23 protein-coding genes are annotated in these 24,417 nt (G+C 42.1%); 2 read left to right on the forward strand and 21 right to left on the reverse strand.

Translation table 11 applies throughout. The features are described 5' to 3' along the window. From PHQ42_02360 to PHQ42_02370, 3 genes are all read right to left on the reverse strand, one after another. On the reverse strand, positions 1-1,617 hold a 1,617-nt coding region (locus PHQ42_02360; GenBank protein MDD5071558.1), incomplete at its 3' end, for a hypothetical protein. Between the two features lie 160 nt (positions 1,618-1,777). Continuing rightward, entirely contained in the window at positions 1,778-3,262 is a 1,485-nt protein-coding gene (locus tag PHQ42_02365; protein ID MDD5071559.1) for a hypothetical protein, read from the reverse strand. Between the two features lie 217 nt (positions 3,263-3,479). Further along, positions 3,480-4,166, reverse strand: coding sequence for a murein L,D-transpeptidase (locus PHQ42_02370; GenBank protein ID MDD5071560.1), 687 nt, complete (start codon positions 4,164-4,166; stop codon positions 3,480-3,482). A gap of 406 nt (positions 4,167-4,572) precedes the next feature. Here PHQ42_02370 and gyrB point away from each other — a divergent pair, with 406 nt between their 5' ends. Further along, positions 4,573-6,603 carry a DNA topoisomerase (ATP-hydrolyzing) subunit B gene (gene gyrB / locus PHQ42_02375; protein MDD5071561.1) on the forward strand — a complete coding sequence of 677 codons (2,031 nt, stop codon included), beginning with the start codon at positions 4,573-4,575 and terminating at the stop codon, positions 6,601-6,603. Between the two features lie 65 nt (positions 6,604-6,668). Beyond that, positions 6,669-7,100 carry a divergent PAP2 family protein gene (locus tag PHQ42_02380; protein ID MDD5071562.1) on the forward strand — a complete coding sequence of 144 codons (432 nt, stop codon included), beginning with the start codon at positions 6,669-6,671 and terminating at the stop codon, positions 7,098-7,100. A gap of 205 nt (positions 7,101-7,305) precedes the next feature. Here the strand turns inward: PHQ42_02380 and PHQ42_02385 are convergent, their stop codons facing one another. The 18 genes from PHQ42_02385 to PHQ42_02470 all read right to left on the reverse strand — a co-directional run bounded on the left by PHQ42_02385 (position 7,306) and on the right by PHQ42_02470 (position 24,359). Continuing rightward, positions 7,306-8,436 carry a T9SS type A sorting domain-containing protein gene (locus tag PHQ42_02385; GenBank protein MDD5071563.1) on the reverse strand — a complete coding sequence of 377 codons (1,131 nt, stop codon included), beginning with the start codon at positions 8,434-8,436 and terminating at the stop codon, positions 7,306-7,308. A gap of 238 nt (positions 8,437-8,674) precedes the next feature. After that, positions 8,675-9,313, reverse strand: coding sequence for a CDP-alcohol phosphatidyltransferase family protein (locus tag PHQ42_02390; protein MDD5071564.1), 639 nt, complete (start codon positions 9,311-9,313; stop codon positions 8,675-8,677). A gap of 15 nt (positions 9,314-9,328) precedes the next feature. Beyond that, positions 9,329-10,927 carry a 2,3-bisphosphoglycerate-independent phosphoglycerate mutase gene (gene gpmI, locus PHQ42_02395; GenBank protein ID MDD5071565.1) on the reverse strand — a complete coding sequence of 533 codons (1,599 nt, stop codon included), beginning with the start codon at positions 10,925-10,927 and terminating at the stop codon, positions 9,329-9,331. Positions 10,928-10,972: 45 nt separating this feature from the next. Beyond that, complete coding sequence (gene gpmI, locus PHQ42_02400; GenBank protein ID MDD5071566.1) at positions 10,973-12,538, reverse strand: 2,3-bisphosphoglycerate-independent phosphoglycerate mutase; 1,566 nt, start codon at positions 12,536-12,538, stop codon at positions 10,973-10,975. Between the two features lie 255 nt (positions 12,539-12,793). Next, positions 12,794-14,050 (reverse strand): phosphopyruvate hydratase, encoded by a 1,257-nt coding sequence (eno, locus tag PHQ42_02405; GenBank protein MDD5071567.1) that lies wholly within the window; start codon positions 14,048-14,050, stop codon positions 12,794-12,796. Positions 14,051-14,147: 97 nt separating this feature from the next. Further along, positions 14,148-14,597 (reverse strand): type II secretion system protein, encoded by a 450-nt coding sequence (locus PHQ42_02410; GenBank protein MDD5071568.1) that lies wholly within the window; start codon positions 14,595-14,597, stop codon positions 14,148-14,150. Positions 14,598-14,608: 11 nt separating this feature from the next. Further along, the gene (locus PHQ42_02415; protein ID MDD5071569.1) at positions 14,609-15,124 is read right to left on the reverse strand and encodes a type II secretion system protein; all 516 of its coding nucleotides are present in this window, start codon (positions 15,122-15,124) and stop codon (positions 14,609-14,611) included. 24 nt (positions 15,125-15,148) lie between these two features. Beyond that, positions 15,149-15,718, reverse strand: coding sequence for a type II secretion system protein (locus PHQ42_02420; protein ID MDD5071570.1), 570 nt, complete (start codon positions 15,716-15,718; stop codon positions 15,149-15,151). A 43-nt stretch (positions 15,719-15,761) separates the two neighbouring features. Beyond that, positions 15,762-16,526 carry an SIMPL domain-containing protein gene (locus PHQ42_02425; GenBank protein MDD5071571.1) on the reverse strand — a complete coding sequence of 255 codons (765 nt, stop codon included), beginning with the start codon at positions 16,524-16,526 and terminating at the stop codon, positions 15,762-15,764. 74 nt (positions 16,527-16,600) lie between these two features. After that, entirely contained in the window at positions 16,601-17,776 is a 1,176-nt protein-coding gene (locus PHQ42_02430; GenBank protein MDD5071572.1) for a phosphoglycerate kinase, read from the reverse strand. Positions 17,777-18,025: 249 nt separating this feature from the next. Further along, complete coding sequence (locus PHQ42_02435; GenBank protein MDD5071573.1) at positions 18,026-19,183, reverse strand: S1C family serine protease; 1,158 nt, start codon at positions 19,181-19,183, stop codon at positions 18,026-18,028. Positions 19,184-19,217: 34 nt separating this feature from the next. Further along, entirely contained in the window at positions 19,218-19,988 is a 771-nt protein-coding gene (locus PHQ42_02440) for a hypothetical protein (GenBank protein ID MDD5071574.1), read from the reverse strand. A gap of 108 nt (positions 19,989-20,096) precedes the next feature. Further along, positions 20,097-20,498, reverse strand: coding sequence for a hypothetical protein (locus PHQ42_02445; protein ID MDD5071575.1), 402 nt, complete (start codon positions 20,496-20,498; stop codon positions 20,097-20,099). 4 nt (positions 20,499-20,502) lie between these two features. Continuing rightward, positions 20,503-21,264: an SPFH domain-containing protein gene (locus PHQ42_02450; GenBank protein MDD5071576.1), complete on the reverse strand. Its 762-nt coding sequence runs from the start codon at positions 21,262-21,264 to the stop codon at positions 20,503-20,505. A 30-nt stretch (positions 21,265-21,294) separates the two neighbouring features. Continuing rightward, positions 21,295-21,732 carry a D-aminoacyl-tRNA deacylase gene (dtd, locus tag PHQ42_02455; GenBank protein MDD5071577.1) on the reverse strand — a complete coding sequence of 146 codons (438 nt, stop codon included), beginning with the start codon at positions 21,730-21,732 and terminating at the stop codon, positions 21,295-21,297. Between the two features lie 18 nt (positions 21,733-21,750). Next, positions 21,751-22,077, reverse strand: coding sequence for a hypothetical protein (locus PHQ42_02460; GenBank protein ID MDD5071578.1), 327 nt, complete (start codon positions 22,075-22,077; stop codon positions 21,751-21,753). 121 nt (positions 22,078-22,198) lie between these two features. After that, positions 22,199-23,242: a PilT/PilU family type 4a pilus ATPase gene (locus PHQ42_02465; protein MDD5071579.1), complete on the reverse strand. Its 1,044-nt coding sequence runs from the start codon at positions 23,240-23,242 to the stop codon at positions 22,199-22,201. Positions 23,243-23,375: 133 nt separating this feature from the next. Then, entirely contained in the window at positions 23,376-24,359 is a 984-nt protein-coding gene (locus PHQ42_02470; protein ID MDD5071580.1) for a reverse transcriptase/maturase family protein, read from the reverse strand. Between the last annotated feature and the right edge of the window lie 58 nt (positions 24,360-24,417).

The raw sequence follows: 24,417 nt of genomic DNA on the forward strand, positions 1-24,417 counted from the left end.
TTTTTTATTGGCTTCCAGTTTTTTGGCCGCCTCTCCAAGATTCTTTCTCACGATATTTACGTTGTCTTCTATGCTTAAATAGCTTATTTTAAGCCCGAAGTTATTATTTGAACCCGTAATATTGGCTCTAACCACTTTGAGGTCAAAGCTGCGGCCGTCACCTTCGTTAAGGCTGGCTGAAACGGTAAAAATTTCCCCCGAACTTTTTTTAATTTTATAATTATCAAACTCAAAGAGAACCTGCCGATCATCAGCGACCGAATCGGCTCGGGCGACAATTGTTTTTTTCTCGTTTTTTAAAACCAAGCCGGAAAAACTGCCGGGCAGAGCCGTGCCTTGGATTTTAATCGCCAGGTTATCAATTAAAATATCCTCATTGCCGGAAATTTCGCTGATTTTAAATTTTCCTATGGCTTGCTCGGGCTCGCCAATAATCGCCTCTCGGCCGGAGGCGTCAACCGCCAACTCCTCTATTTTTGCCTGGCCCAGAACGTCCAAAGCATTGACTAAATTAAAGGAGGCTGCCGCCACTGGAAAGGCGCCTCCAATCTCTCCGTCGAAACCGATGTCAGAAGCTTGGCTGATAGTAATCTGCAAGTCATGGCTCGTGCAGGTTGGGCAATCAGCCAAGTCAACCCAAACATAAATCTTTTTTACCCCGCCCTTCTTAATTACCAAGGGGTTGTCGCCAAAATTAAAACTGATTTTTTTGCCGTTGATTGCCGGGGTGATCCCCAGATCAATTTTATTTTCATGACTCAAATAGACATTGGCCAAAATTTTTTCAGAAAATATTCCTTTCAGGTCAAATCCCAGGCGGCTCACCTCGGCTTGGCCAGCTTCGGATTTCAAAGCGAAAATCGCCAGCAAATTGTTGGTGGTGGCCAAAGGCAAATTGGCGCCGCCCTTGGGGCTGCTTGAATCCAGAAAAACAACCAAACTGCCCTCCGCCGAAGTCAAACCAACATCCAGCCCGGTTTCCTCATACCCGGCTTCTGTCAAATCGCTCAAATCGTCTTCCTCCACAATGTTAATGTCGTCCCACTTAAAGCCGAGCTTGATAAAATCCGCAGCTGTTTTAATCGGCGTTTTAAGTTTTTCTTTTATGTAATAAACCGCCGAGCTCGCCTTTGTCTTTACCAATTCGTAATCGGTTAATTTGTAAATGATTAATTTCGCCTCCGCATAAGTTGAAGAAGCGTATTGCTCTAAATCGGTTTTGTTTAAATTCACGATGTCTCCCCAATTAAAACCCAAATTAATAAAATCCCTGGCGGATTCAATCAGGGTTTTTTTCCCATTTTTTATATAATAAACGGCCGGACTGTCTTTTTCTTTGGCTAATTGCATTTCCGGCCATTTATCCAACTCGGCTTGGCTCACTATTTTTACATCTTCCCACTTATTGCCATAAGCTAAAAAGGCCGCTTCATTAACATAGGCTTTTTTAAGCCCGCGAACATGGTCTAAATAGTAAACTGCCGGGTTATCAGCTGTCCTTACTTGCCTGAAATTAGCGTCAAGGCCGAAAGCCGCCTCAACTTTCTTAGCCCCGAATATGACTAAGCTTAGGGAGAGGATGAAGAATAATAAAATTAATTTTTTTCTTGATTCCATATGTTTTGAGTGATAAAATTTGTTTCATTATTTTTATTATAATAGCATATTTCGTAAAAAAAATCAAAAAAATTCTTTTGCCCCCCCCTCCTCCTGCGTTCTGTTGTTTAAATTTTAAAAATTTCCTCAAAATAAAAAAGCACCCGATAATTTCGAGTGCTTAATCGCGGGTAATCCAGAGAGGTTTTTCGCCTTTGGTAATTTTGAGGACATTGCCGAAACTAATCCTCGCCCTGCCCCCGATGTGAATAAACTCCGGATCATAGGGCACAACTTTTACCTCGCCAGAAGTGATTTCAAAAACGTATATTTCTCCTTCATTATCAAAAGCGATCCATCTGCCATCTGGCGACCAGGCGGAATTATTACCAGCAACTCTAAGCCAGGTTACTCTTCCGAATGGCAGGGTTGTCCCACGCAATTCCAATACTCCTATTCTTTCTTTCTTCGCCCTGTCAACTGCCGAAAAAGTAATTCTGTTGCCATCTGGCGACCAGGCCTGGGGGGTTAAACGGATGGCATTCATGTCTGAATAAACAGACTCTTTATTACTCCACAAGTCTTTCACGACAATACAGCCCGCCCCTTTGACTTTGGAGTGCGGAAAGACATGGAGATCGTATTTAATATAGGCAATCTTTGTTCCGTCCGGGGATACCGTCGGGCTCACGAAATTAAAAAAATTTCTTGTGTGTCTTCGGGTCGCTTTTTCCCTCCAATCATCATTGTATTCCTCGCGGGTGGGTATTTTAAAGTCAGATCTTGCTGATACCTTCGGCATAAAATTCAAGAAGCTGATTTGCCAGATTAGCTTTTCGTATAAACGTATTTTTGTGGCTAAAATTGCCTCGGGGGATAACCAAACAACATCCTCATAACCGCCATATCCATCGGTTGTTTCAGTCAACCGAGTTGTTCCGCCGCCAAAATTGGTCAAATAAATCTCCTGGTTGTCTCCCAGAAAAGCGACAAAAACCGCTTTTTTTCTGTCCAAAGAGATGTCATAAGATTTTATTTTATCTTCGGTTTTTACTAATTCAACCTTCTTTTCGCTTTGAAGATCCAAAAGGCAGATTCCATAGCTATCTTTTACTTGAGAAATAAAAACAATTCTACCCTCTGGCGTTGCAAAAAAATTCCCAAATGGCGAGAACCGTTTTTCCGAACCCTGAATAAAATTTTTCCAACCAGCCCATTCTTGCTTTTGCCTTAAAAACGCTTCTTCGCCCGTTTCATAAGCGGGGTAAATTATATTAATACCCCTATCTGCCTGGGAGCACACAAATTCACAACCTTTGGCCAAAAAAAAGAGAAACATAAAAAATAACAAAAGAATAAAAAATAAAGATACTAATGTTCCCCCGAAAGGCAACGGCAAAGACAACGGCATAGGGGTAAAAATTCCTCCACCGCCTCCGCCGCCGCTTTTGTATTTTGGCTCTTCGCCGTATTTAAGGTCTTTCCAGGCATTATCTCTTGCTTCTTGTTTCGTCTTTCCCCAGCCCTTTCCAATTCTACCCGTTTTTGTATCCTCAATCTCAAAAGAGTAAAGAGATGGCGGGGGCAAAGGAAAACTGTCAGAAAAACTTGTCGTTTCTTTCTCTTTGTACCTTCCCATCTTTCTCACCTCCTTGGGGCGTCCCATATTCTTTTTTAAAAGAACTCACTATATTAATTTTCGCTATAGTCTTATTATTGGAGAAAAGCTCTCCAACTATCTTTTACTCTTTTGGGGCAAAGAAGTCAAGGTTTCAAAACCAGAATGGGGGCACATTACTCCCCCATAAATATAACAAAAAAACGATTTTTTAAATTAAAACCGTGCCTAAAAATTAGGCACGGTTGTTTTAAATTTTCCCCCTTTACCCTCCAGCTTTATTTTTTTCTGCAAATTCTCCCGAATCTCCAACCAAGAGGTATTCCCCCTGATAAAAAACCGGATTTCTGCTTTTTTCCAAAGACCAGTGCCTTTGTTTCTCGTAATCCTTATCAATGATTCCGAAATGGTCTAGAAATCTGTTCAAATTCCCGGAAATTCTTATGCAACCCTTTGAATCTCGCTCCCCCAATCTCTGCTCCCCGAAATCCGGATCAGTAGCGTGTAATAAAAGGCGGATATCAATAAACATCTTCGCGCCATTAATAATTTTATAGCTTCTCTGCCAGCCGAAATCCCAAACCCGGCTCCCCTTTTCTCCCAGTCCGCGCCAGCCCTGTTCATTTTTTGTTCCCAACGCCCTATAGCTGGAATTTTTAACCGTGTTTTTGAAAATGCCGGTAGGCGTAAAAAAATAATCCCCTTTCCTTTGCGGATTTCCGGTTGAAATTTTCTCTCTACCGATCTCAACAATTTCTTTGCTGTCATAATCAAAAAAACAGACAAAAATCAACTGGCGCTCGGAATTCCTGTCCGCATACAGAAAATACTGGCTTTCCTTAATGTCGGCCGCCGCAAATCTTCTCAAAGCGTCCTGGATAATTTCATTCTGATAATCCGAATCAATCTCTGCCCTATTTCCGATTCTTTCGGCGAACTCTGTTTGGAGCATTAATATCTCTTCTTTTTTTAAAGAAAAATCTTGTCCAAAGAGTTCTTTTGGCAAGAACAACAAAAACAATAAGACAAAAATTCGCATTTTTCGCGTCTTGGGCATTGTTTTCCCCCTTGTTTAATTTTCAGGAAATTTAAATTGAATTTTTATTTTAACGAGCTCTACGCTTCCCGTGGAAAAACCAAAGGATTTTTTTATAAATACAACCTAAACCTTATCTTACTATTTTTGACAAAAAAAGGCAAAAAATATCCCTTGCCAACCCCGTGTTTTTTTGCTAAAATAATAATAGAATAACATGCCCTATTTTGGGGATATTTTTGATTGAAATATAACTTAAATTATTGGTTTGGAATTAAAAATTCCTAATTTTTAATAGCCAATAACAAACTGCATATTTTTTATGGCAAAAAACAATATCTTAAAGAAAAAAGAAACAAAATCCGCTTATGGCGCTGAACAAATAACGGTTTTGGAAGGCCTGGAGCCGGTGCGCAAAAGGCCGGGTATGTATATTGGCTCAACTTCCGCCACGGGATTGCATCATTTAATTTGGGAAGTTGTGGACAACGGCATTGACGAGGCCATGGCCGGCTTTGCCACGGAAATCGGCGTCACCTTGTTATCGGAAAGTATGGTAGAGATATCCGACAATGGCCGAGGCATTCCGGTAGATAAGCACAAAGCAACGGGATTGTCCGCCCTGGAAACCGTCCTGACCAAACTTCATGCCGGCGGAAAATTCGGCGAAAACGGCGGCTACAAGGTTTCCGGCGGCCTTCATGGGGTCGGCGTTTCTGTAGTTAACGCTTTGAGCGAATATTTGAAAGCCGAAGTCCATAGGGACGGAAAAATTTGGGTTCAGGAGTATAAACGGGGCAAACCTTTAAAAAAGGTAAAGCCCGCCGGCGCGAGCAAGAAAACCGGAACCATCATAACTTTTAAACCGGACACAACGATTTTTACAGAATTGGAATTTAATTGGGGCAAGGTTCTTGATCGCCTGCGCCAGCAAGCCTACCTGACCAAAGGCATTACCATCCGAGTTTCAGACCGCCGGTCAGGACATCGGGAAAAGGACTATAAATTCCATTTTGAAGGCGGAATTAAATCTTACATAAAGGCCTTGAATCGCGGCGAAACCGTAAAAAATGAAACAATTTTTTACGTGGAAAAAGAAATAAACAATTCAAAAGTTGAAGTCGCCCTGCAATACAACGACCAATTTAATGAAACAGTCATGTCTTTTGCCAATAATATAAACAATCCCGAAGGCGGAACCCACTTAGTCGGCTTCAGAACCGCTCTAACCAGAACCCTTAACTCTTACGCCCGCAACCATAATCTCCTCAAAGAAAAGGAAGAAAATTTAACCGGCGATGATGTCAGGGAGGGTTTAACCGCGATCGTGAGCGTAAAACTTACCGACCCGCAGTTTGAAGGCCAAACCAAGAGCAAATTAGGCAATGCGGAAATGAAAACTTATGTTGAGCAGGTTTTCGGCGACTCTTTTATGATTTTTTTGGAAGAGCACCCGAAAGAAGCCGAAGCTATAATCGGCAAATGCGTCCTGTCCGCGCAGGCCCGCATTGCCGCCCGCACGGCCCGCGCTTCAATCCTGCGAAAAGGAGCTTTGGACGGCATGACTCTGCCCGGAAAATTGTCTGACTGCTCAAGCCGCCATCCGGAAGAATGTGAACTGTATATCGTGGAGGGAGATTCGGCCGGAGGCTCTGCCAAACAAGGCCGGGACCGAAAATTTCAGGCGATTTTGCCGCTAAGGGGAAAAATTTTAAATGTGGAAAGAGCCCGGCTGGATAAAATGTTGGCCAATAATGAAATCAAAAATCTGGTAATCGCCTTAGGCACGAATATTGACGAGCAATTTGATTTGGCAAAATTGCGCTACCACCGGGTTATAATCATGACTGACGCCGACGTTGACGGCGCCCATATCAGGACTCTGCTTCTGACCCTTTTTTTCAGGCATTTTGCCCCCCTGGTCACCAACGGAAATCTCTACATCGCCCAACCTCCGCTTTACCAAGTTAAAAAAGGAACAGCGATAAAATACGCTTACAGCGACGAGGAAAAAGAAAGAATTGTAAAAGATCTTGGCGGAGAAGTGATAGAAGTTGAGGAAAAAGAGGCTGAAGAAAACGAAGAAGCCGAAAATATTGAAGAAAAAGAAGAGGTAAAGAAAAAAACCGCTAACCGGATTACTATCCAACGCTACAAAGGTTTGGGAGAAATGAACCCGGTTCAGCTTTGGGAAACAACAATGAATCCCGAGCAAAGGATCATAAAACAAGTAACCGTTGAAGACGCGGCCGCGGCTGATAAAATTTTTGATATGCTCATGGGCGACGATGTCGCCCCGCGCAAGCATTTTATCCAGACACACGCCAAGAAGGTGGAAAATCTTGATATTTAAATTATAAATTCTTGCTTTCCTAAGAATCGCAAAGATCTTAAGAATCCCAAGAATCTCATTTTATTATGTATAATATCTTACTCCTCCCCATCCTCTCCGGCCTGATTGCCCAAACTTTAAAATTTTTCTTTAAGGCTAACGGCGAAAAATTTAGCTTTAAAAATGTTTTCGCCTACGCCGGCATGCCCTCTGGCCATAGCGCCATTGTCGTTTCCCTGGCCACGATTATTCTCTTGGATTTAGGGCTTTCCTCTCCCCTTTTCGCTGTTAGTTTCTTCTTGGCGGTTATTGTTATCCGCGACGCCACCGGCATTCGCCGCTACCTGGGCCAGCATGGCCAAACCCTTAATGTTTTGGTCAAAGATTTGGGCGAAGACCAAATGCTTGATAAGAGCTACCCTCGCCTTCTGGAAAAAATCGGGCATACGCCAGCCCAAGTAATAGTCGGCAGTTTAATCGGATTCTTGGTAAGTTTATTCGGTTATCTTTTTTTCTAAAAATCATATTGCGATTTAAAATAGCCTTGGATAGCGCCAAGGCTATTTTAATTACCCCCAATCCTCCTCACCCCCTTGCCTGCCCCGTTCCTGCGGCGGATAAGGGAAGCGCCTAGCAACAGGCAGAGGTTGGGGGAATTTTGATATAAAAAAATCTCCCTCTTCAATTATGACAAAGAGGGAGATCCCCGGGCGGCCCGTTCACTTACTTCGTGAATAAAATCCGCTTGGTTGAACTCTGTTGGCCTGCCTGTAAACGTATGAAATATACGCCGCTGGCAACAGCCGAATTAGGTTTCCACACGACCGAATGAGACCCGGCTGGCATCCAGGCGTTGACAATAGTGTCGACCTTCTGGCCGGATAACGTGTAGACCCCGAGTGTTATGTTTCTCGATTCCGCCAGAGTGAAGGGAATTGTCGTGGAAGGGTTGAAGGGGTTGGGGTAGTTCTGACCGAGAAAAAATGACATTGGCGCCAATTCTCCAACCGACGTTCGGATGCCCATTTTTTCTCTAAGCATTCCGATGAAAGCTCTTACTGATTCAACTTCGCCGGGATATTTGCTTAAAAGTTGCTCTTCCCAGGAAAGAGGAACCGTTTTTCCCGCGAATTTCTGGGATGCCGCCAAAAAGACTTTAACGGCCCAGTCAAGATCGGCCGCTTCGAATACCCCGTTTTTATCAATATCGCACAGGATATTCAAATCCTCCTGGGAATAATAGATGTTGTCTGCCCTTATCTCAAAAAACATTGTATAGAGGATATACACATCCTCTAATTCAAAGGGCACTCCGTTAAAATTGAGGTCATCCGGCTTTACGGTGGTGAAGTTAAAATACATCTCCGCGCCGTAATATAAAGTAGACCATTCCCGGTCTTTTTTCGCCTGGATGTTATTAACCACGACCTTCATCACTGAAGGCTTGGGGTTATCGGAATTGTAATTGGACATGATTGTCCAACCTATCCTTGATTCTTTGCCCTGGCCCAGGATACACCAGATACTCCTATTGCCATCGTGCGGATCAGGAAAAAATCCGAAATTTTCCCCCACCAGATATTCGCCCGGCATACGAACAACGGATTCATGCCCCGTCTTTTCGTAGACCGTGAATGTTACCTTAAAAGCTTCCGCCCCCTGAAGAATATCTCCGAAGGCATTGAACCAAAATTCCAGCTCTGCAATTTCCCCGTCTTCGCCGAGAACATTGAGAGCTATTGCGTAATTGTCCTGAATATAGGTGGTCCCCCCAAATTCGGAGGCAAAGGAGGCAAAACTCGGTACTACACCGAAAATAATAACCGCCAGCGCGACAACCATGAACTTTTTCATTCCACTTACCTTTCCCAAGACTTAAACGGTTTGCTTCGCATTATGCGAAACGCGAATACTATATGTTGTATTAATTTTTTAAGGATCAACAAAAAATGCGCTAATTTAAAATAATAACATATATAATTAATTATGTCAAGTAAAATCAGTAAAAAATCAATAAATGTTTTAAAAAAACCGGAGCTATATTAACAAAAGCCGCCGGCAGGAAGGGGCAAAAATACCCTAAATAAAAATTTTATTTTATGGCGCCATAAAATTTTTTCCACCTGATCTGGATAAAAATAAAGTAATAAACGCTTAGAATGGTGGCAATAACATTGGCGATAAAAACCGCTTCAAAAATAAAATTCCAGCGAAAAAAAATTAAAAGAAAAAATGGAATTACCACAATGGCTTTAAGGTAACTTAATTGGGCGCGGGGACAAAGAATCCAGTCGGATTTTTTAAATTCCCGCTTTTTTATTATTCCCAGAAGATAAGCAACGGCGATAATAAAAATGTTATAAGCCAGAGGCGTTAAATTTTCTCTGAATTTAAATAACGCTAAAATGGTAAATGAATAAACCACGGAATCCGTGAAAATATCAAGAAACTTCCCGCGATCAGAAGCCTTGTTCTGGAATCTTGCCAGCGCCCCGTCAAAAATATCCAAAAGCAAAATAAAAACAAGAAATAAAGAGGCAAAGAATTCTTCGCCGTAGTAGAACCAAAATAAAAAAACTACTCCCCCCAAAAGCCTAAAATTGGTCAAGATATTGGCGCTTAAACCAAACCGATGAAGAAGAATAAGTAATGGTTTCAAAATAATGCCCTGATATCCCTGAAATTTTAAATTAAGGTTATCGGCAAAATCCTTTCTCTCGTCCGCTAACATAATGAAATTTTAAAATTAAAATAGACTCCGGCCGGTCATTTCATCCGGTTTGGGCAAACCCATTATTTTCAGCGCTGTCGGCGCCACATCGGATAAAATTCCCTGCGGCTTAACCAGGCTTAGATCGCTGCCCGGAATTTCTTTAAAACCTATGGTTTTCCCCTCAAACTGCTTTCCGATGAGGATAAAAGGCACGGGATTGGCCGTATGCTCTTTGTCTATCATTCCGGTTTGCATATTAAACATCATCTCGGCGTTGCCGTGGTCAGCCGTCACTAATAACGCTCCGTCTTTGTCTAAAACTTTTTTGCTTATTTTGCCCAAGCAGTTGTCAATGGTTTCAACCGCCTTGACAGCCGCTTCTAAATTTCCGGTATGGCCAACCATGTCCGGATTGTCAAAATTAACCAGAATAAAATCATAAGCTTCATTGTCTATGGCCTTTATAACTTTTTCCGCGACTTCAGGGGCCGACATTTCCGGCTTTAGATCATAGCTGGCAACCGCCGGCGACGGCACTAATTCATGGTCCTCGCCCTCGCTCCTCTCTTCTCGGCCGCCATTAAAAAAATAGGTAACATGGGCGTATTTTTCCGTTTCCGCGATTCGCAGTTGTTTTAAATTATTCTTGGAAATTACCTCGCCCAGAGTATTGGTTATAATTTCCGGCAGGAAGGCGATTTCCATCGGCAAACTTTTTTCGTATTCAGTAAAACCGGCAAAAAACAGCTTATTCAGGTACTTCCAGCCGGCAAATTTGTTAAAGCTTGGCAAGACAAAAGCTTTGGTAATTTGCCTGGCCCGATCCGGCCGAAAATTGAAAAAAATAACTGCATCGCCGTTTTCTATCTTCGCCACCGGCTGCCCTTTTTCCATGATTACCGCAGGCACAAATTCCTCATCATATATTTTTTTCTTATAACTCTCTTCCAGAATTTTTATAGCATCTTCGCCCTGATTGCCCTTGCCTTCGGCAATTGCCGCATAAGCCTTGGCCGTCCTGTCCCAATGGTTATCCCGGTCCATGGCGTAAAAACGGCCGGAAACCGTGGCAATTTTTCCCAAACCGCATTCAGCGATATAATGATTCAAATCCTTCATAAAACTCACGCCGCTGTTGTAGGGGGTGTCCCGACCGTCTAAAATAACGTGAATATAAGCCTCTTTGGCTTTCTTTTCTTTGGCCAAGGCCAATAAAGCGTATAAATGTTCAATTGAAGCATGGACGTTTCCGGAGGAAACTAACCCTAAAAAGTGTAATTTTCCGTTGTTGGTTTTCGCATGCTCAATCGCTTTCAAAAAAACCTCATTTTTATAAAAACTATTATCGCTGATTGCCTTGTTAACCCTGGGCAAATCCTGATAAATAATCCTGCCCAAACCTAGGTTAAGATGACCAACTTCGCTATTTCCGGCTTCGCCCCAGGGCAGGCCCACGGCTTCGCCGGAAGCTCGCAGAGTCATAGACGGATACTGGGCGACCAAACCGTTAAAATTAGGAGTGTTGGCCTGGCTAATGGCGTTGCCGGTATAGGGTTGGGTTATTCCCCAGCCGTCCAGGATAACCAAAATAACGGGCTTAGGCCTATTAATTTGCGTTTTGTTTGCTACCATAGACAAAAAATTTTTATTTTATTTTTATATTATTTTGTTATTTTGTTATTTTATTAAACTTTCTCCTGACATTTCCTTTGGTTTTTTTCTTCCCATCAATTCCAGAATCGTCGGCGCAATATCCCCCAAAACCCCGTCATCTTTCAATTTAATTTTATTACTCCCGCCGTATTTCTTGTTGACTATAACGAATGGCACCGGATTGGTTGAATGCTCGGTGTCAATTTCTTCGGTTTCCAAATTTATCATCTCCTCTATATTGCCGTGATCGGCGGTTATAACAACAGTCCCGCCGGCGCCCAGATAAGCTTTCACAATCCGCCCCAGGCATTTATCAACTTCGTGGCAGCACCTTATGCCCGCCTCTAGGTTTCCGGTATGGCCTATCATATCCGGCGCGGCAAAATTAAGAAGGATAAAATCATATTTTCTTTTCTCCAGACTATGAATGACCGTTTCGGTTAACTCTCTTGTTTTCATGGCCGGCGTGGCGTCATAGGATTTTACATCTGGGGAGGCGATAACCGCCTGGTCTTCGCCGTTAACCCGGCCGGAATAACCGCCGTTGAAAAAGTAAGTGACATGGGCGTATTTTTCCGTTTCCGCCAAATAAAGCTGTTTCATATCAGACAGTACCATAGGCAGGGTCTGCTTTAAATCCACGCTGGGAAAAGCGGACATAATGGAGTCTAAATCCGGGCCGAAATCAGTCATGGCCACAAAGCACAGGTTTTTTAAAACGATCGCCCTTTTAAATGACCCGGGATTATCTTCATTAAAATTCTTTTGGACGAAAACTTTGGCCAGTTGCCGGGCGCGGTCCGACCGCAGGTTAAAAAATATTACGCTGTCCCCTTCCTCTATCCGGCCGGCCGGATCTATTATGTAAGGTTCAATAAATTCATCGTTATCTCCTTTGTTATAACTTTCACTTATGGCTGTCCGCGCGTTTTTCGCTTCATGGCCTTTGCCCAAAAGCAAGGCTTCATAAGCCATTTTTGTCCTCTCCCATTTTTTCGTCCGGTCCATAGCGTAAAAACGCCCGATAATCGTGGCTACTTTCTCTTTGTTTTTGAAACTCCTCTCCATGTCTTCCACTAATTTTAAAGCCGCGTATTTCGGGGAATCGCGGCCGTCCGTAAATAAATGGAGATAAACATTATCAACTTTATTTTTTTCCAGCAAAGTCAACAGAGCTAAAATGTGATCCGGTTCGCTGTGGGCGCTCATGCCGTTGGAAAGCATGCCCATCAGATGCATTTTTGACTTGTTGGTTTTAGCATTCTTTATTGCTTCCATTAAAGCCGTATTCTTGAAAAAAGTTCCGTCGTTAATGCTTTTGCTTATTTTTACCGCGTCCTGCTCCACTACCCGGCCAGCCCCAATGTTCATATGCCCGGCTTCGCTGTTGCCGTCCTGTTTTGGCGGCAAACCCACATAACGGCCGTAGGCATGCAACTCCGTAAAGGGGTACTTTTTTGATATCCCGTCCATGGTGGGTGTGTCAGACAAAGTTACGGCATTGCCCTTGTTCGGTTTGGCTAGGCCCCAACCGTCTAAGATTACAAGTATCATAGGCAAACTACTAAAACTTTTTTGCTTATTTTTCATAGTTATTATTGTTATAAAACATTTTAATTTCTAAATTGCAATTTCTAATTAGAAATAATCAATAATCAAATTCCAAACAATAATCAATAAATAAACTTCAACAACCAAACCATTTGATTGTTGGTCATTGAATATTGCCCGCCCCGCTTCGCTTGGCGAGGCCGGGGAGATTTGTTTGATTATTGTCTGCCTGCCGGCAGGCAGGTTTCTTGGTTATTGGTTATTTAAAGTTTAGGTGAATTAAAAATTAGAAATTTATATCATACTCTCTATTTCCATCAACCGATTATATTTTGCCACCCTTTCTCCTCGTGATAATGATCCGGCTTTGATATAATCAGCCCCGATAGCAACCGCTAAATCCGCGATAAAGTCATCGCAAGTTTCCCCGCTCCTATGCGAAACCATCACCTTGTAATTATGCTTTTTGGCAAACTTCACGCAATCCATTGTTTCAGTAAGAGTCCCCACCTGATTCGGTTTTATCAAGATAGTGTTTGCCACTTTCTCTTTTAGGCCTCGACGCAAACGGTTAATATTGGTGGCGAACAAATCATCGCCAATAATAAGCATCTCTTCTCCGAGCTCTTTTGTCAACCCCCTCCAGCCTTCCCAATCGTCTTCAGCCAATCCGTCTTCCAAAGAGATAATCGGATATTTCCTGAACCATTCGTAATAAAGGCCGACCAGGGTATTGCTCGTGAAACTCGCCCGATCCAATCTGAAAATATATTTTTCCGCTTTTTTACTATAAAGTTCGGAAGAGCCGACATCAATTCCCAGCCCGACATCTTTTCCCGGCGTATACCCGGCCTCCAATACAGCCGCCAAGATAAGTTCAATCGCCTGTACTGACGAAACAATATCCGGGGCATAGCCGCCTTCATTGCCGACATCGGTGTCGAAATTGGCTCTTTTTAAAACCCGGCCCAATCTATGGAAAATTTCCGCTCCCATTCTAACTTTTTCTGAAAAGCTTACTTTCTTCATAGGCGCGATCATGAATTCTTGAAAATCCAGATTAGTATCAGCATGCTTCCCGCCGTTAAAAATATTAAAAAAGGGAGCCGGCAACTTATACTTCTTTGTCTCAAAATCGTGAGTCTCCGCTAAATATTGATACAGTTCTTTCTTAGCCGAAAGCGCGGAAACGCGAGCGCAAGCCAAGGAAACCGATAAAATAGCATTAGCTCCCAGCTTGCTTTTTTTCTCCGTGCCGTCAAGCTTGATCATTTCTTTATCAATTTTTTCCTGTTGACCAGGGTCTTTGCCAATCAAAATTTTTGAAATTTTATTGTTGACGTTTTCAACTGCCTTTAAGACCCCCAGCCCATCATATCTTTTTTTATCTCCATCGCGAAACTCCAAAGCCTCATGCTCCCCGGTAGAAGCTCCGGAAGGAACGCTGGCTTCAGCTGCCACTCCGTTATCCAGTTCAATTTTAGTTTCAATTGTCGGGTTTCCCCGGGAATCTAAAATTTCCCGCGCTATTATTTTTTTTATTTTAGGCATAATATTTAGCTAAAAATTTATAAAATTATAAAGTAAAAAGTTTAACAGTTGCGAGGGCCCCGCTCTCCGCGAAGGGCGAGACTGCCGCGCCGCGAGATTAATGGCAAATATAAAAAGGGATATGAATGCTGCCGCAATTTAATGAGTTCAAGGAATCTCTTCGGCAAAGATCGGCGGAAAATTCATATTCATTTTCATCTATTAAGTAAGGCTTCCCCCAGGGGTCTCTTACAATGTCCGGAAAACCTAAATTTTTAAAAGTCGCGGTAAGCCGGCTAATACATGTTGGAGAATTAAAGGCGGCATCATCATAGGGGGTGCAAGAACATTGCGTACAACCAGATCCGGTTACCCCCATCAATACCTTATTCTGTTCATCCCTTTTTACCTCTATGGCCGTGAGTATTTGTTTCAAATCGGCCCGGCAACGCGCCTCCTTCGCTTTCACTCTAGCCACATTCAGAGCGTAAACCGCCATTGACGACAAAAGACCGATAATAGAAATAACCACTAATAATTCTATAAGGGTAAAACCGTTTTTTTTCATACAAAGATTACCTAAAAGGGATTGCAGAGGCAGTATTGCTTGCTGCTGCTCTGGCTGCACCAATTCACTCCTGCCGGCCAAGGACGGCAGGAAGGCGGAATGCCAGTAGTCGTACTTGGAGCGGCTTCCAATATTGTCACTAAAAGCCCTCCAATGTTATTGCCCTTGCCATAATTATAATAACAATATGTCCCGTGTCCCGGGGTGCGCGGTATAAAAGCTAAAAAACCCTCGCTTACTAAATATCCCATAACTTGATCATATTGAGCTTGGTTGGGGCCGCCATCGCAGACTTCCTGACCCGAAACATAATTTGGAGGCATCTGTCCGTTCTTATCATAAAACATCTGTAAGGCATTAGAGATACTCCTAAAATCAGCCAATTTTTTCGCATCCCTGGCTTTCATCCTGGCGACATTCAAAGCGTAAACCGCCATTGACGACAAAAGACCGATAATGGCAATAACTACCAATAATTCTATAAGGGTAAAACCACTTTCTCTATTTAAATTAATATAACTTTTCATTAAAAACAAATGGCAATTGACCCCTTAATTGCCTAATTTTAGTGCGCAAAACGAGCATGAATAACCGCAAACATCACCGCCGGACGATCCGACTACTCCCGGGTGGCAATTATTCGCGGTTACTGGTTCTTCCGGCAACCATAAAATGCACGGTTTATTTTCCCATCCCGGCGCGTGGGTCACATGGCAAGATCTGGAGTATAAATAACCGTCAAAAATGGTATTGACTCGAACCGGGTCTGCCGGCGCTTTTATTATAGGGGAAAGAACGGCCTCAAGGGAATCCAGCCCCCTGAATCTACCTCCGAAACAGGTCTGGCTGGTATTTTTCCCCAAACATTTCAAATAAGACGCCGCATATACAAAAACGCCTCCAGTTGTATCCGGATAATGTCCGCCATTATTGTTCGCCGCTATATCCAAACTTTTATGCAGCTGCACAATATCCGCCTTCCTTCTCGCGTCCCTGGCTTTCACCCGGGTGACGTTCAAAGCGTAAACCGCCATTGACGCCAAAAGACCGATAATGGCAATAACCACCAATAATTCTATTAGAGTAAAACCCTTGGTTCTGCTATTTGGCCTGAAAAGCATATTTTAAAAAACTTCAATTTGATGACATAAAATAAAAAGCAAACTATAGTATTTCATATTCAACCGTTGCCGTTACTTTTATTTCACTGCTGCCGGCTTGAATTTCCGGCGCGGCGCCACCCATGCCCAAAGCTTCATCGGCTATCATCTTATAGCTTTCCCGATAGGCAATCGGCATATATCCGCTGCTTGATTCAGAAAAATTTATAATCCTTCCCAATTTAACTCCCGCTACCTTCGCCAAATTTTCAGCTTTGGCTTTAGCCGCCTCTATCGCTTTAATCCTGGCTTCCTGTTTTAAGCTTTCTTCGTCGTCAACTTCAAAAGACAAATTGCCGATTTGATTTAAGCCCAGGCCCCCGGCCGCGTCTAAAATCTGGCTTACTTTCTCCATCTCCCTCACCTTTATTTCAAGATTCTGGTTTACTTCGTATCCCCGGAAAAGTTGTATGCCCTTGCTCCAATCATACTGCGGATAAATGCTGTAATTTACCGTTTTTATGTCCTTGGCGTCAATTTTAAAATCATCTTTCAGTTTCTTTATAACCGCGTTCATTTTGTCGGTATTGTCTTTCTGCGCCTCTGCCACTGTTTTTTTCTCTATTCTGTACCCAAGCCAAATTTTTGCTATATCCGGCACGCCAATTACCTCCCCTTCTCCCGTAACCGTGATTGAATGCCTCTGTTCTTCGCTTACCCCGATATAATTATGGGCCTTGATCGCGTTCCAGGAAAGCATGGCCAAATAAATTGAGCCGATAGCCAAAAAAACTCCGGCAAGAATAGTAAGGATTTTGTTGGGAATCATAGAATTGAAATAATAAAATAATAAAATAATATAAAAAAACCGACTTAACTATTATTTTATTATTTTATATTATATTATTTTGTTATTTTACTAAGTCCGGGCATTTTCTCCCCGTTTAAAAAAGCCAAGGTCGCTCCTCCGCCCGTTGAAATCCAGTCCACATAGTCTTCCATCCCTGTCATTTTCAAAGCGGCAATAGTTTCTCCCCCGCCAACCACTCCAAACGCGCGGCCTCGGGAACGGGAAGCGATAACGCGGGCGATAGCCAAAGTGCCGTGCTTAAAATGTTCGTTCTCAAACATTCCCATTGGGCCGTTCCAGATGATAGTCTGGGCTTTCTTCAAAAACGAAGAATATAATCTTACGGTTTTTGGCCCGATATCCAGAATTGCTTCGTTTTTATTCACTCTAAAATCGTTTTTTACTTTGACCGGGCCGCGGCCGTCTTTTTTGCCGCTCACCACCACGTCAACTGGCAAAAGAATATTCTTTGCTTTTAAGCTCTTGGCCAAAGCCACGCTTTTTTTATCAGCTAACGACTTTCCTATTTCCATCCCCCGGGCCGCAAAAAAATTATTAGCCAAGGCTCCGCCGATTAAAACTTTAAAAGATTTTTGGCTTAATTTCCTGATAAACGAAATTTTAGTGCCAATTTTCGCTCCGCCGATAACGGCTATCAGCGGTTGTCTAGGATAAATGATTTTATTAAGGTTTTCCACTTCTTCGGCGAGAAGCAGGCCGGCGTAAGACGGCAGATATTTTTTTATGGCCGCCATTGAAGCATGCTTCCGATGGCTATTGGCAAAAGCGTCATTAACATAAATATCGGCCAAGCCAGCCAGCTCCTTGGCAAATTTTTTATCATTTTTTTCCTCGCCCTTGGCAAAACGCAAATTTTCCAGCATCAAAATCTCTCCCGGTTTCATCTTGCCCACGGCCGTACCGGCCGCCAGACCGGTACAATCATCCGAAAACCGCACTTTTTCATCAAGCAAACCGCCTAAATGCCTTGCCACTGGCGCCAGAGAGTATTTTTTTTCTCTTCTCCCGTCCGGCCGGCCAAGATGGCTGGCAATGATAATTTTGGCCCGATAACGCAGCAAAAAACGAATAGTTGGCAAACTTGCCATTATCTTATAATCATCCGCGACTTTGCCCTTTTCCACGGGAACATTAAAATCAGTCCGTAAAAATACCCTCTTTCCGACCAGTTTTTTCGCTTGCCTGATTGATTTTATTGAGTTCAACATGATTAGATTAGTTACTTAGTTAAGATGAAATATTAATACGAATTCTACTTTGCTTATCTTCACAAACTTTGAATTAATCCGAATGTTGCGAATTAGTATCCGGAGCATAATTCGCATGTGCCCTATTTGTAGCAGGGCTGCCGAAGGCAAAACAGGCATTCGGATTATGGCAGGAAGGTTTAAGTCCGTAGGAAGAATTCGGATTAAGGGATTATCTAAATGTTTAGAGCCGCGGGAAACCAATCCTACTTATTTTATCTCCGCCAGCGCCACCTCAACCTCAAATTTTTCTTCCGCTCGCATATAAACTATATTTGCTTTGTCGCCGGCCAGACGGCCTTGGATAATATCTGACAGGCTATTATTTTCATTGATTTCAATATTATCCACTTGGATTATAATATCCCCATCTTTCAAGCCGGCTAAAGCCGCCGGACTGTTTTTCACAACGCTTATACCGCTCGTTCCTTTGTAGATAAGAGCGCCTTTTTTGTGTTTATTGTCCTCTTTGGCCAAAAGGGATAAATCAAGATAATTAACGCCTAAACTCGGACGCTTTATTTCTTTGCTTTTCAGAAGGCTCCTGATAGCGGATTGGAAATGGCCAATCGGCCTTGCCTTTCCCCGGCTGTCTATCAGCCCGATAACCTTGCTGGTTAAATCAAACACCGCCGCTCCCTTTAAATTTTCTCCAAAAGTATTAGCCAAAATTAGCTCGCCCGGCAAATCATCGCTAAACTTTAACAAACTCTCCCGCTCGCCTCCGGCAACCGAAGTCAAAGTGCTTCCGGACCAGCCGACCGCTATTGCTAATTGTCCGCTTTCCGCTTTATTTTCCGCAAATTGCTGAACCGGGAAATCCCTCACCCCTTCCACGCGGATAAAAGAAAACGGCGTTAAAGTATCTCTTATGATCTGGTCAATTTTATATATTTGCCTTTCCTTGCTGATAGCGACATAATTATTAAAAATATTTTCATTGCTCAAATTTTCAGGCAAGGCATCGGTTATGATCCAGCCATCACTGGTGATAATCAGCCCCAAACCAAGCGCCTGGTTTAACTTGTAATAATTTTCCAAATCAAACCCCGATTCAGGATCATCCGATTTAATTTTTTTAAAAATACCAACCAAATTGCCTCTGGCGGAATTAATGGTTTCGGCTATCTTTACGTTTTGTTCCACCACCACTTTCCTTGCCCCCTGAATAACCAAATTTGACCCCGAATAATTTCCGTCAGAAAAACTGATGCCGCCAAAGAAAGGAATATTGTAAGAATCCCCAAATAAATAAGTCCGGGAAATTAATTCTCCGGCCAATCCGGCCAAAAGCCCTATTATCAAAACCAAAACCAGCAATATCGCTACCCCGTTTTTTTCTAATATTTTCTTTATTTTGTTTTTCATATTTTTGGCTATAAACTTAAATTTTTAACTCGCCTCACATCCATCTGGCTGTAAGGAGAACCAGCAAGGTACCCAAAAAACCAAAAATTAAATGATTTTTTACAACTTTACCGCTCAAAGAACCGGCCAAATAAGCAAGCGATAATCCGATCAATATATAATAGTAAATAGCCAGAATCAGCCCGGTTATATCGTGGCGCAAGGGCAGGAAAGACATGGCCCAGCCTACTTCAAATAAAATCACGCCGCTTATGAGAATAAAAGCAATGGCCGTTTTTATCTTGATTTTGTTCGCCCACATGATCTGATAAACCGCTAAAAAAATCACAACAAGCAGACAAGCCATCAACAGCCAAACCGGAATATTCAAAAATGATTGGAAGCCGTAAACGGCGGAGGCGGAAAAAAATACCATAAAAAAATTTCCTGCGGCAGAAATGCTTTTTATAGTATCGGTCCGGCAAAATTCGGGGCGGACTAAATAATAATAAATATAACGCAAATAAAAATAAATAAAACCAAAGGCGGAAAAAAATAAAAATTGGATAAGAAATTTATTCACAACCAAAGACGAATAGACAAAAATGCTTGACAAAAATCCAAGCGGAAGAATCGCCGCCCCAAGATAGGAGCCAAAAAATTTTTCGGTTTTGCCCGCTTTTACGAAAACTAAAACGGCGGCCAAAATCGCCAAGTTGGCGAGTAACAAGGAAACAAAAAATAAACTATGGCGAAAAACCACCGATTCTAGAAAAATTAAGACCAAAATCGGGACTAATAACACTAAAAGTCGGCTATATTTCATAATCCGGCAAACTCAATATAAATTTTTAATTTATCAAAGATATTGCCCGCCAGGGCCACAACGTCGATCCGCTCGAAGCCTCGCGAAAAATTCTTAAAGTATTGGGAATTATTCGTCCAGCCACTCATAATCAGCCATGGCCTGCTCAATAATTTGTTTGCTCTCCGCCCTTTCCTTTTCGCTGCCGCTTTCCAATTTATCAAAAGCCATAACTAAGCCAAAATGAAACCCTTTAAGGTCTGCCGGAACTTTCAACTCCAGCAGCCGATTCTTTAAATATCCGCTTTCCTCAAGCGAAATGTCCTCATCCGAAGATAGCCGCCAATATTCAGCCAAAACTTCATTCAGTCCGCCTTTATAGTCGTTAACCAGCTTCGCCTTTATTTCCTTAAGTTGATCGTCATTACCCGCTCTATCGCCATCAAGCGGCCGCGAGGTCAAAATCAAATACAAAGATAAAACTGCGATAACCGTCAACAAAATAACGAAAATTTTTAAATTTCTGGACATAAAATTATTTTTCATCTTTTTTGTCGTCTTTAAGCCCCTCAAATGCCCGCAATACCTCTAGCGGGACAGCGAAAATTATGGTGTTTGACTGATCTGATGACAAGTCGTTGATGGATTGCAAGGTCCTTAAATGCAAAGCGCCATCAGAACTGGAAAGCATCCGGGCGGCTTTTGACATATTTTCCGCCGCCGCCACTTCGCCTTCAGCCTTGATAATAACAGCCCGCTTTTCTCTTTCCGCTTCAGCCTGCTTGGCAATCACCCGCTCCATCTCTTCGGGCAAACTTACATCTTTCAATTCAACGTTATTTACCTTTAACCCCCACTCGTCCGTTTCCTTGTCAACTATCTCCCTAATCCTGTCCGCGATTTTATCCCGATTGGCCAATAATTCGTCCAAAGTGGCTTCGCCGACAATGTTGCGCATTGTAGTCTGGGCAAACTGGGAAATGGCGTACCGAAAATCTTCAACTTCAATTATGGCCTTTTCCGCGAAAGAGACCTTATAATAAATAACGGCATTAACCATAACCGAGACGTTATCTCTAGTAATGGCTTTTTGGTCTGGCACGTCAACGGCCTTAACCCGCATATCAACTTTTTTATAAGTCTGAAAAATCGGAATGACAATCCGCCAGCCCGGATTCATAATGCCCTGATACCGGCCCATGGTGAATCTAACTCCTCTTTCATATTGGTTGATTTGTTTCAAGCTAATAAGAATTATGAAAATTATAACCCCTAAAATAACATAAAATGTTTCCATATGTTTTTAGTTATAAACTTTATAAACTTTCTAACTTTCAATTATGATTGTCACCGGCCCGTCATTTACCAGGCTAACTTCCATCATGGCTCCAAATTCGCCGGTGGCTGTTTTTAGGCCGCTGTCCTTTATCTTGGCAACAAATTTTTCATAATACGGAATAGCTTTTTCGGGTCTGGCTGATTCTATAAAACTCGGCCGATTGCCCTTGGTCGTATCTCCATACAAAGTAAACTGCGAAACCACTAAAATTTCCCCATTCGCATCTTTTACTGATAAATTCATCTTATTGTCTTTGTCTCCAAAAATTCTTAGATTAATAATTTTAGCCGCCATTTTTTCGATCTTGTCTTCGCTGTCTGCCTGATGGACCGCTAACAAAATCAACAAACCTTGGCCGATCTGACCAACTATTTTATTATCAATTTTAACATTTGCGCTTTTAACCCGCTGAATTACAGCCCGCATGTCTTAAAAATTAATTTATTATGAAAACATACTGCCGTCAATCTCAACCCAATCATCCCGGCCTTCATCCCATTTATAAGCCGTCAAACGGCTTGTTTTCTCGTCTTCGCTATAAACATAATCCACTTTTGTCTCCGAACCAATTCGTCGCGAATAAGTCGTTTTTTTGTCTAAAACCACGGGTTTAGTAACAAATTCCAATTTCATTCTACCCAGAGGGCCGGTAAAAATTATAAAATCAATATCAACCCCGCCCCGCTCATCAGAATGCTCGCAGCCTTCATCTTCCACCTTGAAACTATCCTTGATTTGCCCTTTTATATTTTCCCATTTTTCTTCCGTCATATAGTTACAAATTACAAATTATTTACAAATATACAAATATGCTGTTAAGTTCTCAATAATTTTAGTTAGCAAGTGCTTTAATTTTTATTTGTAGAATTTGTAAATAATTTGTAATTTGTAACTAATAATATACTGCCTGCGTTTCTAAATCTCTTTTTCTATTTTTAGCCACTTCCGCGCTGATTAAACCCTCCTGCAAGAGCTTGTCAATTGATTTGTTCATAGTAATCATCCCGTCCTTTTGACTGGTCTGGATAACCGTATAAATCTGCCCGATTTGGTTGCGCCTTATCAAATTGCCGATAGCGCTGTTATTTATCATAACTTCTCTGGCCGCCACCCGATCGCCTTTTATTCCGGGAAGCAAATGCTGAGCCACTACCGCCCGCAAAGTGGAAGACAATTGGCTCAAAATCTGCTGCTGCTGGTGCGCGGGAAAAACGTCAATGATCCGGGCGATTGTTTCTGAAGCCGTCGCCGTATGCAAGGTTGACAGAACCAAATGTCCGGTTTCCGCGGCGGTCAAAACCGCCGAGATAGTTTCCAGGTCCCGCATTTCGCCCACCATAATTACGTTCGGGTCTTGCCGCAGGGCGTATTTCAAGGCGGAAGCGAAAGTTATGGTGTCGCTTCCCAACTCCCTTTGCTCAATGATGCTTTGTTTTTCTTCAAATAAATATTCTATCGGATCCTCAATCGTAATAATATGAGACCGCCTCTCCTTGTTTATAATGTCAAGCATCACAGCAAGGGTCGTGGATTTTCCAGACCCTGATGGCCCGGTAACGATAATCAAACCATCCCGCATGTGCGTTAGATTATAAATAGTTTCGCTCAAGCCGATTTCTTCGGGAGCGGGTATTTTGCTTGGGATTAAACGGGCGGATAAAGCTATTTTTCCCTCCTGATAATGGAGGTTAACGCGGAAACGGGCGCCAAAAAATTCCTGGGAAAAATCCAGCTCCCGCTTGCGATTAAACCTTTCCCATGTTTTTTCATCAATCAGGGTGCGCACCCCTTCTTCCAGGTCCTTGTTTTCAAGTATGCCGTGGTTTAACTTAACTAATTCCCCTTCCATACGCAAAGCCGGAATACTGCCGGCGACCAGGTGTAAATCAGAAGCTTTTTGTTCAATAGCTTGTTTGAAGTAGGAAGAAATATCCATATTAAAAATTTATAATTAATAATGAATAATTAATAATTATCTTGCCTCTATTATAACATTAAATAGAAAAAAAACAACTTGTTGTTAAAATACTTTCAGCTCTTTATTTTTTCACTCCATTTATGACTGCAATTTATTCATCAAGTCCAAGTCCAAGACGCTTTTTAAATTTATACGTATTTCCATGGCTGAGAAGCCCTTGATAAGAAATAATTGTTTCTCTTTTAGGATAACCCTTCAACTTTCTGGCAATTTTTCGCTTAGTCGCTGTCCTCAACTGCCGGTGATACGGAAAATGCACCCAGCCCAAGAAATCAACGCCCGAGGCGTATGTTTTAATACAGACTTTGCGCTCATGTAGGCTTAACTTTAGCTTCTTTTGCAGAAAGTCGCTAATTTTCAGCAACAGGCTATTGAGATAATCCTTATTATCGGATAAAATAATAAAGTCATCGGCATACCGGATATAATACTTTACTCCAAGCTCTTGCTTTACATATATATCAAATTCGTGCATATAGATATTTACTAATAGTTGGGATGTTAGATTGCCGAGAGGAAGGCCTAAACCCGGTCGGATGGAATAAAAACTGGAAATAACCCTATTTATGAGCCAAATAATATCGGAGTCTTCTATGTGCCTTTTTAAAATTTTTTTGAGAATTTTGTGGTCAATGCTCGCAAAAAACTTTTTTATATCACATTTTAAAACATAGCAAGTGCGGGAATGGTTTTTGGACACTTTGCCGGCAAATCGCTTCAATCGGTTAAGCGCCCGATGAACGCCTTTGCCTTCCCGGCACGAATAAGAATCAAAAATAAATCTTTTTTCAAAATAAGGGTAAAGTTCTTTGTATATTAAATGATGTAAGACGCGGTCGCGAACTTCCGCCTTATGAATATTGCGCGGTTTTGGATCGGACACATTAAAAGCTGAATACTGCCCATGCTTATAAGTATATTTAGCAAGCGAAAAATGAAGACCGGCCAAATTTAACGCTAAGTCAGACTGGAAAAGCATAACATCTTTTTTGTGTCGCTTTCCCTTTAAAAAACGTTCCCAAGTTTCAAGTAAATTACTAATTTTTATAATATCTTTATATCTATGAACAAACATAATACTTTTACCCCCCCCCCCAGCCTTTTTCGGCCCAAGTGCCACTTGTACTTATAAA

It is taken from the genome of Patescibacteria group bacterium (assembly GCA_028711655.1).
GTDB lineage: Bacteria > Patescibacteriota > Patescibacteriia > Patescibacteriales > JAQTRU01 > JAQTRU01.